The 13287-nt window shown below is 47.6% G+C and carries 15 protein-coding genes; all 15 read right to left on the bottom strand.

Annotated elements, in window-relative coordinates:
• Window positions 1–56: 56 nt before the first annotated feature.
• A complete protein-coding gene (gene flgG, locus E0698_RS02795; protein ID WP_134910131.1) occupies window positions 57–866 on the bottom strand; it encodes a flagellar basal body rod protein FlgG in 810 nt (269 codons plus the stop codon).
• Window positions 867–971: 105 nt separating this feature from the next.
• Window positions 972–1352 (bottom strand): TIGR02530 family flagellar biosynthesis protein, encoded by a 381-nt coding sequence (locus tag E0698_RS02800; RefSeq protein ID WP_134910133.1) that lies wholly within the window; start codon window positions 1350–1352, stop codon window positions 972–974.
• The gene (locus tag E0698_RS02805) at window positions 1345–1881 is read right to left on the bottom strand and encodes a flagellar hook capping FlgD N-terminal domain-containing protein (protein ID WP_192510530.1); all 537 of its coding nucleotides are present in this window, start codon (window positions 1879–1881) and stop codon (window positions 1345–1347) included. Before E0698_RS02805 ends, E0698_RS02800 begins: the two co-directional genes overlap by 8 nt.
• Window positions 1882–1899: 18 nt before the next feature.
• Window positions 1900–3372, bottom strand: coding sequence for a flagellar hook-length control protein FliK (locus E0698_RS02810; RefSeq protein ID WP_192510531.1), 1473 nt, complete (start codon window positions 3370–3372; stop codon window positions 1900–1902).
• Window positions 3373–3399: 27 nt separating this feature from the next.
• Window positions 3400–4383 (bottom strand): magnesium transporter MgtE N-terminal domain-containing protein, encoded by a 984-nt coding sequence (locus E0698_RS02815; protein WP_192510532.1) that lies wholly within the window; start codon window positions 4381–4383, stop codon window positions 3400–3402.
• Between the two features lie 47 nt (window positions 4384–4430).
• Complete coding sequence (gene fliJ, locus E0698_RS02820) at window positions 4431–4874, bottom strand: flagellar export protein FliJ (protein ID WP_149095824.1); 444 nt, start codon at window positions 4872–4874, stop codon at window positions 4431–4433.
• Window positions 4875–4884: 10 nt separating this feature from the next.
• Window positions 4885–6204, bottom strand: coding sequence for a flagellar protein export ATPase FliI (fliI, locus tag E0698_RS02825; RefSeq protein WP_134910143.1), 1320 nt, complete (start codon window positions 6202–6204; stop codon window positions 4885–4887).
• Window positions 6191–7027, bottom strand: a complete 837-nt coding sequence (locus E0698_RS02830; protein ID WP_134910145.1) for a FliH/SctL family protein — start codon at window positions 7025–7027, stop codon at window positions 6191–6193. The genes fliI and E0698_RS02830 overlap by 14 nt, the downstream gene beginning before the upstream one ends.
• Window positions 7020–8036, bottom strand: coding sequence for a flagellar motor switch protein FliG (gene fliG, locus E0698_RS02835; protein WP_025684924.1), 1017 nt, complete (start codon window positions 8034–8036; stop codon window positions 7020–7022). Before fliG ends, E0698_RS02830 begins: the two co-directional genes overlap by 8 nt.
• 11 nt (window positions 8037–8047) lie before the next feature.
• Entirely contained in the window at window positions 8048–9634 is a 1587-nt protein-coding gene (gene fliF, locus E0698_RS02840; protein ID WP_192510533.1) for a flagellar basal-body MS-ring/collar protein FliF, read from the bottom strand.
• A gap of 35 nt (window positions 9635–9669) precedes the next feature.
• Window positions 9670–9984: a flagellar hook-basal body complex protein FliE gene (fliE, locus tag E0698_RS02845; protein WP_134910149.1), complete on the bottom strand. Its 315-nt coding sequence runs from the start codon at window positions 9982–9984 to the stop codon at window positions 9670–9672.
• 39 nt (window positions 9985–10023) lie between these two features.
• Complete coding sequence (flgC, locus tag E0698_RS02850) at window positions 10024–10476, bottom strand: flagellar basal body rod protein FlgC (RefSeq protein ID WP_014281074.1); 453 nt, start codon at window positions 10474–10476, stop codon at window positions 10024–10026.
• A gap of 6 nt (window positions 10477–10482) precedes the next feature.
• Window positions 10483–10890: a flagellar basal body rod protein FlgB gene (gene flgB, locus E0698_RS02855; RefSeq protein ID WP_134910154.1), complete on the bottom strand. Its 408-nt coding sequence runs from the start codon at window positions 10888–10890 to the stop codon at window positions 10483–10485.
• 407 nt (window positions 10891–11297) lie between these two features.
• Window positions 11298–12698 (bottom strand): ATP-dependent protease ATPase subunit HslU, encoded by a 1401-nt coding sequence (gene hslU, locus E0698_RS02860; protein WP_149095822.1) that lies wholly within the window; start codon window positions 12696–12698, stop codon window positions 11298–11300.
• A gap of 36 nt (window positions 12699–12734) precedes the next feature.
• Complete coding sequence (gene hslV / locus E0698_RS02865; protein ID WP_014281071.1) at window positions 12735–13277, bottom strand: ATP-dependent protease subunit HslV; 543 nt, start codon at window positions 13275–13277, stop codon at window positions 12735–12737.
• Window positions 13278–13287 lie beyond the last annotated feature (10 nt).

Here is a 13287-nt window from a genome sequence, read left to right on the forward strand (position 1 = left end):
ACACCATCCTCCTGATAGGTACGGGGGAGCCTTTACTCCCCCGCGTTTAGATGCGATTATCGTTTCAAGTTTACAACTTCCTGAAGCACTTCATCCGAGGTCGTAATGATACGCGAGTTCGCCTGGAAACCGCGCTGAGCTACGATCATTTCGGTAAATTCACCTGTCAAATCGACGTTGGACATTTCCAGTTGACCCGCGATGATAGCGCCCCGGCCCTCCGAATTAGCTACTCCAGGCTCAAGTGCATCAATGTTGGAGTTAACCGTGGTACGGTACAAGCTACCTCCGATTTTCTCCAAGCCTTCGGGGTTTGTCACTCTGGCTATACCAATTTGCGTGCCATTGTCTACGGTGCCATCATCCAATTGCTGTACAATCGTACCGTCCTGCGAGATAGAGAACGATGTCACATTGTCAGCCAGTGTGATTGGATCTCCACCCGCATCTCCTACGAAAAAGCCATCTGAGGTAACCAAATTCCGGTTTGCGTCCACGTGAAAATCACCCGCGCGAGTCAGATAAGGAACTTCCTGTGCATCATTCATTTTGACCAGGAAAAATCCGTCACCGTTAATCCGCAAATCTGTCGGATTGTTCGTAGTCATGGCACTACCTGGAAGATGAAGTGTATCAATCGAACTGACCGATACCCCTAAACCGACCTGCTTGGCATTTTGTCCCGCAGTAGTCGTTCCGTCCGGCGCACTTGCGCCCGAACTCGTTTGGCTCAAAATATCCTTGAACATGACACGGCTGGACTTGAAGCCTGTTGTATTTACGTTTGCAATGTTGTTACCGATAACGTCCAGCTTTGTTTGAAAGCCCTTCATACCCGATACACCCGAATACATTGATCTCAACATTGAGTATAAATCCTCCTCTGAATGCTTGCTCGATTAACCGCATCAGTCGATCCGCGGCTTCTTCATGGCTTTCCTGCTCGGGCCAGCCACTTCTTGCTAAATTTTCTATGAAATAATAACGGCACTATCAATTTGCGTAAATACGTTATCCTGCATGGATTGCTTATCCATCGCAGTAACTACTGTCCGGTTGGGCACACTTACGATCAACGCCATATCCTGCATTAAAATCAATGATTCTTTGGCGCCTTTGGCAGCTGCTTTATCCACAGCGGAGTTAATCTTCGCCATCTGGTCACTTCTCAGTTCTATCCCCCGCTGCTCCAAACGCTTTGCTGCATGATTGCTCAGCTTGAGTACTTGATCCTGCAACACCTGTCCGAATGGCCTACCATCCTTCGGTACCGGATTTACCCGGTTCTGCGAGATTGCTGCCGGAGGAACATTGGCGGGAAAAAGACGTCCGACCGTTATCCGGTCATTCATGTGTCTCACCACTTCCAGTAGAGGAAGAAGTTGTAGTATCCGATGTCCCTGCCGAGGAAGCCGCTGTTTGAGCCTGGCTTACCGATGTCACATCTTTCAGGGCTACCTCTGACTTTCCGATTTCGGCATACTGTACACCGTCACGAATAACGATGGAATCCACGATTCCACTTTTCACCGCACCTGCGCCCGTTTCACCCGTAATTGAATCCTTCTTACCTGCCTCGATCCAGCTGACTTCTTTTCCAATCAAACCGGAGGATATTCCTAAAGACTGTCCCAACGTATTCAACTGGGTAGAAATGTTCATCAACTGCTCCACGGAAGAAAATTGCGCCATTTGCGCGATAAATTCCTTATCTTCCAGAGGCTGCATTGGGTCCTGGTTTTGGAGCTGGGTAATCAAAATTTTCAAAAATTGGTCCTTACCCATCGTTTTGGTATCCTTGGCGCTTGCCGTTTTGACGTTATTCACGTTGTAATTCGGCCAGACGTTACTGGTGGATACATTATTGTCCGCAGTCGTCATTGTGTTCTCACCTCCATGCTACGCTTGTGCTGTAAAGGAGCCTGTCCGATTTACATCATCTGTGCGTTGTTCTGCTGTCCAATTGCGGAGTTCTTCCGCCATTTCAGCTACCTTTAGAGCATCCTCGGCTTCTTCTCTGCTCCGCGACTTGGAACGTTGCTCGGATTGTTGCTGCTGATTTGCACCTGATCCACGGCCATCCTGATACATATGGGAGGAAAGTGATTCATTTTGCGTTACTTCCACCTTATCTACCTGAATTCCCTGACTTTGAAGACTTGCACGCAACTGTGACATTTGCTGTTCGAGCAAATCTTTAGCTCCGCTGTGCTCAGTCATGAACTGGGCAACCAAGTGCCCATTCTGCATCGTCAGTTTGACTTCAAGCTGTCCCAAATGATCTGGACGAAGCATAATAGTCGCTTCTGTTAATCCAGAATGCTTCACGATATCCAGCTTTTGCACTACAAAGTCCGTCATTTCCTTAGCAAATTGTCGCACATGTACGACAGGCTGCGCCGGAGCCGAAGGAGTTGTGCCTTGGGTCTGCACCGAAAGCTGGCCTGCGGTCGTAATCACAGGAGTTTGACTGTCGGTCGCTGCTGGATCAGCCTGCTCGGTTACGTCCACTACTGCACCAGTTTCATCCGTTGGAGTTGCTTTAACTGCGGCTTGAACATGAACATTAGCTGATGAACGTTGTCCTTCTGCACCTTGCTGGTTTGTCCCGCCTTGACTCGTCTGCTGCTCAGTAGCAACAACCTGTTTATCTGTAGAAACAGCCGTTAATGTCTGAGTGCCATTCGCCCGATTCGTGGAAGGCTGAACTGCTTGTGAATCTGCGCCATCAGCAAGCTCCACAGCTTTCAGTACGCCGGTCCACTGCTCATCGGAAATAGCTCCCGTACCAGCTGTCGTATTTTGAAGCGATTGTAGCAACTGTGTAATCTGGGCCTTTTGGTCTCCCGTAGCCTGATTCACTACATTTGCAAGCTGTGACAAAGCATCCTGTAATGCAAACCGAATGGTAGCCGGATGTGCTGCCAAAGCCGTTAAGCCTGTCGCCGCATTCGTTTCCCCACCGTCTGTTTGCTCCTGTGCACCACCGTCACCTTGTAATAACTGCTGTACTTGCTGGACCCACGATTGCAGAGCTGCGAACAAGGCTGGGTCAGACGCTACCTGATCATCCAACTTTTCAAGGTTTTGCAGTAATGGAGCCAACGTCTCAACAAGCGGCTCTGCTGAAGCTTCTGTCGATTCTCCGGCAGTAATCAGCGGCATCACCATAACTAATGGAGATTTCCCAGCATCTGTGCTTGTAGAGCCCGTTTGCCCGCCAGTCATCATTTGCGTAAGCGTCTGATTAAAAGCACCGCCTGTGGCTCCTGCTGCTGCCGTCCCTGCTGTTGAGGTTGTCGCTGTACTAGCTGTGCTACCAGCCGTCTGACTGGAACTGCTGAGAGATACACTTTGAGAAATAAGTGTCATTTATTTTTTCACCTCCCTTCATTCAAATCACTTGCTGCCCATCAGCTTGTTTAAAATTTTCGCCGTTTGTGCAGCGTCCTTCGCAGACATATTTTGCAGTAAAGAAGCACGTGTCGAATCATCTACTGTATTTAATATGTTTAATACCTTGTCCGGACTAATTTTGTAAGTTTGTAAAATCAGTTCGGCACCGCTTTTCTTGTCCATGGAAGCAAATGTGCTGCTAATCTGAGTGTTTTGCAGACTTTTGCTCGTTGTCCCCGCTGCAGTGCTTTGATCCTTTTTCAGACGGGACTGCAACGCAGCCACTGACAAATCAGTAGATGGTGTCACGTTTTTCAAAGCCATAGTGATATCGGCTGCTTTTTTAGCATCCATCTTTTGTAAAATTTTCGCGCTATTTGCAGGGTCCATATAGCTTAGCAGTTGCACCGTTTCTTCGGTTGTCAAGTTTGCCATAATCGGTGCTGCCTTACTTGCAGTCATTCCTTCATACATGGAAGCGAGGTCTTTAGCCTGTTTTACATATGGGTCTTCATTCGCTGTTCCGCTTGCCGCTTGTGTACCCGGCTGTCCCTGCTGACTGTCCTGCGACTGTTGTTGCGTTTGCGTTTGTAGCGTATTGACCTGATTTTGCAGTTCTGTAACCTTTTTATCCTGAGTTGTTCTGGCAGCGGTAGCCTTTTTGAGTTCCTCCGTCTGCTTGGCCAAATCTGTCTTAAGCTGCTGGATGGTTGCTTCAGAGCTTACGGACTGGGCTTTCTGATCTGCCTCTTTGCTCTTGGCAACCTTGTCTTTCGGTTCGGGAATCCAATTCTTCACAATTGGAATCTTGTTTCCCAATGAAATCATTTCACTTCTGAAATCCACGTTGAACAGCGTAAGCAGGACCCCCACCAGAACGATTGTAAAAACAATCGGAATCAGGAAAAACATAAACCGTTCAAATCCCCCACCTGACTCTTTTTCCAAATCCATATCCAGTTCATTTTCTGCTAAATTCCGTGCCATCGTCTTCCTCCTCAGGCAGCTGATATGCGTATCCTGTGACTTTCCGCTTACCGGGCTCTCATGGCAAATCTCACGGAAGCCATTTCATCCAGCTCGTTCTGCTCGCGCAGGAGCATTTCCTGTTGGAATTTCACGTTGGCCTTCTCTCTCGCTTTCAGCCAAACTTGTTCATCCAGCATTTTATCGGTCAAAACGGTTTGTTTGCTTTGCACATTTTGCTGCGCATATTGAACATCTCTATGCTTGCGTGTAATACATTGATCCAGATGGTTGACGTAAGCCTGTAATTCCTGAATGGTAGAGAGCGGCGCGCAATCCTCGGCAGCCTTTTGAATGGCTGATATGACCCGATTCCTTTCGCCTACAAGCTGTGTCAATGTTTGCTCCTCAACCTGCAATTGTCCAACAGCACTGGAAAGCAACCATTCGGCCTGTGACTTTTCGTTGGTTTTCAAGTCTACAACTTTCTGAAAGGAATACTGAAATCTCATCGTTCAACCTTCATCTCCTCGTAAATTCAGAAATCAAACGCTCACGTACCTCGTCCAGCTCAGCCTTTTCATCTGTTCTTTGCCTTGTAAAATCCCATATATCCCGTATACGCTCCATGGATTCGTCAATTTCTGCATTCGAACCCTGCTGATAAGCCCCGATGTTAATCAGGTCCTCTGAATCTTTATAAACCGCCATCAGGCGCTTAATATTTTCGGCAGCGTCAATCTGATCACGTGGTGCAATGTCCTTCATGACCCGGCTAATGCTGGCTAACACATCAATCGCAGGAAAATGTCCCTTATTCGCAATTCCCCGGTTGAGCACAATGTGTCCATCCAAGATCCCGCGCACCGCATCCGCGATGGGTTCATTCATGTCATCACCATCAACCAGTACCGTATAAAAGGCGGTTATAGAGCCGGTTGGCCCGGTTCCCGCACGTTCCAGCAACTTGGGCAAACTGGCGAATACGGAAGGGGTATAACCCCTCATCGCTGGTGGCTCCCCGACAGCCAGTCCTACTTCACGCTGCGCCATTGCATACCGGGTAACCGAGTCCATCATCAGCATGACGTTCAAGCCGCGGTCCCGAAAGTATTCAGCGATTGTCGTTGCAATGAGCGCACCTTTAATGCGGATCAATGCAGGTTGGTCAGAAGTGGCTACGATGACTACTGAACGTTCAAGCCCTTCCGGACCCAAATCCCGTTCAATAAAGTCCAGCACCTCGCGTCCACGTTCCCCGATCAGAGCGATTACGTTCACATCTGCTTCCGTATTACGAGCAATCATTCCCATCAGGGTACTCTTACCTACACCAGAGCCGGCGAAAATACCGACCCGCTGTCCTTTACCGATAGTAAGCAATCCATCGATGGCCCGTACACCGATACTGATCGGCTCCTGTACACGTGGGCGACTCAGTGGATTGGATGGAATGTTGAAGGTCGAGTATCTCGCCATCCGTGAGGGAATCAACGAGCCGTCCAGAGGTTGGCCCAAACCGTCCAGCACTTTGCCCAACAGCTCCGATCCCACCTGTACGTTCAATGGCTTCCCTGTTCCTACGACATCACAACCGGGTCCAATGGATTGCAGTTCTCCAAGCGGCATCAAAAGTACCTTGTTATCTCTAAAGCCTACGACCTCCGCTTGCAGTGGCTTAGTCGTTTTACCCGGATAAATGTAACAGACGTCCCCTATACTGGCGTCTGGACCTTCCGATTCCACCATCAAACCGATAACCTGTGTCACCTTGCCGTTTACCCGAACCGGGTCCAGTTGTCGCAAATGATCCATGTAGCGCTGCGCATTAAGCCCCTTCATGTCTTCGCTCCTCGTTCTCGTGTGCCAGACGCAGCAGTTCCTTTTTGATCTCAGCCAGCTGTGTATCTATCCGCGCATCCACACTTCCAAAGGAAGAACGAATGACACAGCCGCGATCCTTCACAGTACCATCAGGAATAATTTGCAGTTCTGCCTGCGAATCGACAGTTAATGACAATTCTTCGCGCGCTCCTTGCACAAATGCGAAATGCTGAGGCGACACACACAACGTAATTGTTCCTTTTTCCCGCTTACGAGCCAGATTATTACGAATGAGCTCAATTGTATATTCCGGCTCTATGCTAAGCTGTTTTTCAATGACTTTCTCAGCAATAGCACTACTCAGCTCGACCAGAAAAGGCTCAGCCTCCTGAATCAGTTGTTCCTTGGTCTCATAAGCCTGACGCAAAATATCCTGCGCCTCTACCATCATCTGTTCCGATTTCGCCTGAAGCTCAGCCTCAGCCAATTTCTGACCTTCCTCATAGCCTTGCTGAAACCCGTCAGCCTTTAAGGCCTCTGTTAACTGCTCGTCCTGCTCACGGCGTTCCTGCCACCAGGCTTCTATCTGCTGCTGCGCCTCCTGAAGCATCCGTTCCGCTTCTTCAGCCGCCTCACGAACCTGCCGTTCAGCAAAATCCTTGGCATCATTCAGCATTTCATCCCGAAGCCGTTCAGTCTCGTAATCTCTCTGTGGTTCCGGCTCCATATGTTCAGTTGTGACTTCCTCTTCCGACGTTTCAGGCGCATACGAATGTGCCACATCAATGGTTTTCAAAGCTTCAACAGGCACATATTGGAAAGATTTGATCAAGTTAGACAATGATGTCATCTCCTCCGCCGCGTGCGATTATAATCTCACCGGCCTCTTCCAATCTGCGGATCGTCGATACGATGCGAGTCTGCGCTTCTTCCACATCACGCAGCCGTACCGGTCCCATATACTCCATTTCCTCTTTGAAGGTTTCTGCCATCCGTTTCGACATATTTCGGAAAATCACATCGCGCACTTCTTCGCTGGACACTTTAAGCGCCAACTGCAAATCGGCATTGTCGATATCGCGGATAATACGTTGAATGGAACGGTTGTCCACATTGACGATATCCTCGAATACGAACATTCTTTTCTTGATTTCTTCGGCCAGTTCAGGGTCCTGAATTTCAAGCGAGTCCAGAATCGTACGCTCGGTTCCTCGGTCTACGCCATTCAAAATCTGAACAATGGACTCGATACCGCCCGCATTCGTGTAATCCTGTGTCGCGGTTGCCGACAGCTTTTGCTCCAGTACACGTTCCACTTGTGAAATGACTTCCGGCGAAGTGCTGTCCATTACAGCAACACGTCTGGCCACATCAGCCTGCTTTTCCTGTGGCAGGGACGACAGAATCGCTGCCGCCTGCTCAAATTGCAAGTACGAGAGCACGAGAGCAATCGTCTGTGGATTTTCATTCTGTATAAAGTTTAAAATCTGGTTTGGATCAGCCTTGCGGGCAAAATCGAACGGTCTCACCTGCAACGTCGCCGTCAGACGGTTAATGACCTCAACTGCTTTTTGTGACCCGAGTGCCTTTTCCAATATCTCTTTGGCATAATTGATGCCGCCTTGGGAAATGTACTCCTGAGCCAAACAAATTTGATGAAACTCAGCCATAATCGAATCTTTTTCCGTTGCATCAACCTTCCTCACATTGGCGATTTCCAATGTAAGTTGCTCAATCTCTTCATCACGCAAATGCTTGAATATTTGAGCAGATACTTCCGGCCCCATCGTGATTAGCAGAATTGCCGCTTTTTGTCTTCCCGTTAAACCTTGACTGCTTGCCTTTGCCAATGAACTCACCTCTATTCGTCAGCCAGCCATGTACGAAGCAGATTGACGAATTCGTCGGGTTTCTTTTTCGCCAGACTCTCAAGCTGTTTACGCACTTGACTTTCATTTGTCACACTTTCCATGGTAATGGACGGGAACTCCGTCGGGGTTGGCATAAGTTGCAGATCTTCTTCCAGTTCTTCTTCCTGCTGCTTACGACGACCGCGTACAATCAAGAAGATTACACCTGCCAACAGTGCCAGTACAGCAGCCCCGATGCCCCATACCCAAGGGTTGGAAGCCGAGAAAAACGTGTTGGTGTTCGCTGGCGCCGGTACGGTTTGAGAGAACACTGAAACTTTTTTGGCTAAATCAGCGTCTGTAATAGTAACGCCGGAATTCGCTAATGAAGCTCTTACGATATTAACCAAGATGTTTTGGATTGCGGCCTGAGTTGCAGCATCCAAAGTTTGCTGCCCCGTTGGTGGTTCAACTGCTACATTAATGGTTAAATCTTTTACAGTGTACGGACTTTGGATAATATCCTTCGCAATTCGGTTAACTTCGTAGTTAATTGTGCTTGAGCTCTTGTCTGAGCTTGTGTTGCCTGAATTGCTTCCTCCAGGGTAACCAGGTACATCCTGCGTTCCTGTGCCTGCGACTCCTCCGGTTTGTCCACTACTGCCAGTGTAGCTTTCCTGAATTTGCTGGGCGCTGATTTCAATGCCCTTCATTTTCGTTTGATCAACCGGTGTGACCAGTTGTTCTTTCGAGGTTACTTTGTCGAAATTTAACTGTGACATAACCAGCACATTCACTTTGTCTTCGCCAACAATTTTCGACAAAAATTGTTGGACATTATTCCTTACATCGCTCTCAAACTTCTTCTGCAGAGCCATGTTTTCCTCAACACCACTGGAGAGACCTCCTTGACCGCCCTTGGCCGTTGGAATCAGTTCATACTCCTTATTGGTGATCGTAATGTTTTCTACAGGCAAATTCGGCACAGCCGTCTTTACCAAATTAAAGTATCCGTCGATGGCTTGCTGATTTGGCGTAAAGCCAGGTTCGAATTCCATTTGAATCGAAGCAGAAGCTTTGTCTTTTTCTTCAAGCCCGGCAAAAATGTTTTCCTTCGGCATATTAATGACAGCTTTGGAGCTTTGGACACCATCCATCCGTTCCAACAGTTGCTGTACTTCGCCATTCAATGCGTTATTGTACTTCACATTGAACTCGTTCTCCGTCATGCCAATTGCCGAGGAGGACTGATCAAAGGTACTCATGCCGATTGAACCCTTCTGAATTAGGCCCTGAGACCCAACATCTACCTTTGCCTTATCCGCGTTTGCGGTTGGGACTGCGATTTGCGTCCCGCCAGCATTGAGCTGATACGGTATACCCGCAGAATCGAGATATTTAATGACCCCGGCAGCATCGTTTGCGTTTAAATCCCGGAAAGCCACTTCATACTCGGTTTTGGTAAACTGCATCGTTAGCACTACAATGGCAATGATGATGAATGCCAAGGTCGAAACAAGTAATATCTTCTGTTTTTTGCTAAAATTATTCCAATACCCGGAAATCTTATCCCGATATTGGGCGATTCTCTCGTTCACTCCGTCACCCCATCCGAAACTTTGCTAGACCCTCTTTACATCTGTGTACGCATGATCTCCTGATAGGCTTCAATCGCTTTGTTTCGGACCTGAGTAGTAAGCTGCAGGGAAAGCAGCGCTTGTTGGGATGTGATCATGACCTGATCAACATCAACTTTTCCTGCCATGAACTGGTCGGACATCGTGTGTGTAGCGGCTTCCTGCTGCCCCACTTCATTGAGCGCATCCTTTAGGAACGAACCAAAATCCTTCAAGGATTCGGAAGGCGTTGATTTCGTCAACACATTGTTAGGTGATTGAATTTGCTGTATTACCGGTGTCTGTACATTAAACATGGCGTTCTGGATCATGTTTTACTCTCCCTATTCTGTAGTTAGTAGTCCTGGAACTTAGCGACCGATTTCAAGTGCCTTGGAAACCATTGCCTTGGATGCATTCAGAGCTGTTACATTGGCTTCGTAAGAGCGTGTTGCGGAAATCATGTCTACCATTTCTTTCATAATGTCTACATTAGGCATATATACATAGCCATCTTTATCAGCATCCGGGTGACCCGGATTGTACACAGGCTTCAAAGGTGACTGATCTTCCTGTATTTGCGAAACCTTGACGCCAGCGGCGCCCGTGCCATTTCCTTCCATTTGAGCCTGCAAAACATCGGCAAACCGAGATTGGTTAGGCTCCAAAACAACCGTTTTTCTCCGATATGGAACCGCTTGTCCATTCTCCACTTTTGCCCGTGTTGTCTCTGCGTTGGCAATGTTACTTGATATGACATCCATCCGCAACCTTTGGGCCGTAAGAGCAGATGCGCTGATATCAAAGCCGTTGTTAATCTTCACCTGGTCCTATCTCCCTTCTACCGCTGTTCTCATCATTTTGATGCGTTCAATAATTTCTTGGATGTAGGTATTATATCTCAGTTGATTCTCGGCCATAAGGCTCATTTCTCTGTCGATATCCACGTTATTCATATTGTTGTTCATGACAGAATACCCATCTTTGGTAACGACAGCATCTGGAATGGAGTTCGCAGGTCCTATTTGAAAATGTTTCGCATTGGTTACTTTTCCACGTAATGGTGTCACGTCGCCACCCATTTGCTGCTGAAGCAATTCTTCAAATGAGACCTCTGAACGCTTAAAATACGGGGTATCCTCATTGGAAATGTTGTTGGCCATCACACGTTGTCTCGTATTTGCCGCCTGAACACCTGCCTGAAGTTTTTGAAAGCTCATATCACCCAGCAGATTCATTTAGCTCCTCCTTCCAGCGTCTACTCCAAAGTAAGATTCAATAAAACAAGATTTTTCACTTTTTTTCGACAATTAAATTTCATAATTATACATTTCTCTTAGGTCTTAAGTAGAAAATAATTGCTTTGTGTCATATATTCTAAGTTTCGTAGAGTTGGGACCTAATTACAATAAGAAAAAAGCCCTATCTTTTTTAAAAAAGAGGGCTTTCGATGCATAAAATGTTAAATTTTTCAGGTTTTTTTCAATAAAATGAATGTTTTCTTAGCACTTTGCACCTGTAAAAGATTATACGTCCTACTTTTGGAATAGACAGGAAAATCATCAAAGGGAGGTTCATCTAGGTCTATATGACGGTGCAAGATAGTGTTATTCTAGACAAAGCATCCTATTTTAAAAGCTTCCACTCATAAAATATACTGACTAAGGTCCCTGTTTTGGGCAATATCACCCAGCTTCTCTCGAACATATTCCGGGGTAATGATCATACGGTCCAAAGTAAGCTCCGGAGCCTCGAAGGACAAATCCTCCAGCAACTTCTCCAAAATGGTATGCAAGCGGCGTGCACCGATGTTTTCCGTGTTCCGGTTTACAGACTCGGCAATGCTGGCAATTTCACGGATGGCTTCTGCCGAAAATTCTACTTCAATCTCTTCGGTACGAAGCAAATCCGTGTATTGCTTGGTCAGCGCATTTTTGGGCTCTGTCAAAATGGATACAAATTCATCCAATGTGAGACTGCTCAGTTCAACACGGATTGGAAAACGTCCCTGCAACTCAGGGATCAGATCAGAAGGCTTAGCAACATGAAAAGCTCCAGCGGCGATAAACAGAATATAATCTGTCCTTACCGGGCCGTATTTAGTCATAATGGTAGAACCCTCGACAATAGGCAAAATATCGCGCTGGACACCTTCTCTAGACACATCAGGACCACTGCCCTTGCCCTGGCTTGCAATCTTGTCGATTTCATCTATAAAAATGATACCGGATTGTTCAGCACGCTTCACGGACTCCTGAATGACATCATCCATGTCGATCAGCTTGGCAGCCTCATCCTGAATTAGCACCTTGCGGGCTTCCTTCACCGGCAACTTGCGCTTTTTGGTTCGCTTTGGCAGAAAGCTTCCGAACATTTCCTGCATGTTCATGCCCATTTGCTCATTTCCCTGCCCAGCAAACATATCCAGCATATTGGGTGCGGTATCCTCCACATCAATCTCAATCACTTCATCCTCAAGCTTGCCGGACAACAGATCGAATTTAGCCTTACGCCGTTTCTCTGCCAAGGATGCGTCCTGTTGCGGGGGTTCTTCCTCTGGCGAATTCCCGGTGTTATTGCCAAACAGCATTTCAAAGGGATTACGTTGGGATTTATTTGATTTCTCCGCAGGTACAAGAATGCTGACAATCCGTTCATTCGCCATGTCCTCGGCTTTGTCCTTCACATTCTCCGTCCGCTCTGCTTTAACGATGCGAATCGAGGTTTCCATCAAGTCACGCACCATGGATTCCACATCCCGGCCGACATAACCCACTTCTGTAAATTTAGTCGCCTCTACCTTAATAAAAGGAGCTCCCACGAGCCGGGCCAGTCTGCGTGCAATTTCGGTTTTACCCACGCCCGTCGGACCGATCATTAAAATATTTTTGGGCACAATTTCATCCCGGATATCGTCCGGCAGCTTGCTGCGCCGATAACGGTTGCGCAAGGCAACGGCAACGGATTTTTTAGCCTGCTTCTGTCCGACAATATATTTATCCAGCTCGGATACAACTTGTCTGGGCGTCAACGATTGATTATTCATTTTGCACTCCTCCACCCTTGAATACTCAGAGCCGATTTACAGTTCTTCCACGATAATCTGATTGTTCGTATACACGCATATCTCCGACGCAACCTCCAGCGCTTCCCGGGCCATATCCTTTGCCTCCATGCCGGAGCCATGACGCTTGAATGCACGCGCCGCCGCCAATGCAAAATTGCCGCCTGAGCCGATCGCAAGCACATCATCGTCCGGCTCGATAATTTCACCACCCCCGGAAATGAGTAGCATTCCGGATTGATCCATAACAATCATCAAAGCCTCCAGCTTACGCAGGATACGGTCCTGCCGCCAGTCCTTAGCCAGTTCCACCGCGGCCCGCTGAAGATTGCCGTGATGTTCCTCCAGCTTGTTTTCAAACTTTTCAAACAATGTGATGGCATCCGCCACTGAACCGGCAAAACCTGCGACCACCTGACCACGGTATAATCTGCGTACTTTTTTCGCCGTCTGCTTCATGACGACACTGTTACCGAACGTTACCTGACCATCACCGGCAATAGCTCCCTTGCCATTGTGGCGTACAGCACAGATGGTGGTAGCATGAAAGGACATATCCATAACGCGCTCC

The organism is Paenibacillus sp. 23TSA30-6 (assembly GCF_014858585.1).
Taxonomy (GTDB): domain Bacteria; phylum Bacillota; class Bacilli; order Paenibacillales; family Paenibacillaceae; genus Paenibacillus.